Source organism: Pseudoalteromonas aliena, from assembly GCF_038155085.1.
Classification (GTDB): domain Bacteria; phylum Pseudomonadota; class Gammaproteobacteria; order Enterobacterales; family Alteromonadaceae; genus Pseudoalteromonas; species Pseudoalteromonas aliena_A.
Genome location: NZ_JBAKAU010000068.1, coordinates 1 through 254, shown reverse-complemented (window position 1 = coordinate 254; position 254 = coordinate 1). Strand labels below are relative to the sequence as shown.

The following is a 254-nucleotide window of genomic DNA, read 5'->3' as shown; positions in this document are numbered from 1 at the left end:
CAGGAAATGAACGATACACTTCCTTTGTCGACAATTGAAGTTCCGGAGTCTGAAAGCAGTAATACCGCCAATTCCACTCAATCGAATGGTCAAAATCTTTGGGAACACTTGAGTCCGCATGAAATGGACGTGCTTTCACGCTCGCCACGCACTAGCAGCGGCACATTGCGTTCACCGCATTCCACTTCCACTTCATCATCACCAAGAAGCATCCATTCACGTCGCTTGTCTCTGTCCAATCCACAAGTGATAAG

General features: G+C 47.6%; 1 protein-coding gene. It reads left to right on the top strand.

From position 1 onward, the window contains the following. Window positions 1-6: 6 nt before the first annotated feature. The coding region (locus tag V6260_RS18580; protein WP_341595571.1) for a hypothetical protein at window positions 7-254 on the top strand (248 nt) is incomplete at its 3' end.